The sequence below is a fragment of the Arthrobacter saudimassiliensis genome (genome assembly GCF_059090665.1).
In genome coordinates, this window is sequence record NZ_JBNHFX010000017.1 from 1 (window position 1) to 264 (window position 264).

Sequence of the window (264 nt, forward strand, 5' to 3'; positions counted from 1 at the left end):
TACCATCGGCGCTGTGGGTCTTAGCTTCCGGGTTCGGAATGGGACCGGGCGTTTCCCCCACGCTGTGACCGCCGTAACCCTTGCCACCAAACCACGGACCCGGATTTGTGCGGGGTGCTGTGGTGGTGAAACCTGTGGTTACACGTGTTCAACCGTGTATTCAATTATGGTGGTGTTCCCTGCCCTGCACCTGGTGGTGTGGGTTGTTGGTTGGGAACCACATAGTGGACGCGTAGCAGTCAATGCTGTTTTTTTCGTGTGTGG

General features: G+C 56.8%; 1 rRNA gene. It reads right to left on the reverse strand.

Features of this window, described 5'->3' with window-relative positions:
- Positions 1–76 (reverse strand): 5S ribosomal RNA (gene rrf / locus AC5RV6_RS16965); the annotation flags it as partial.
- Positions 77–264 lie beyond the last annotated feature (188 nt).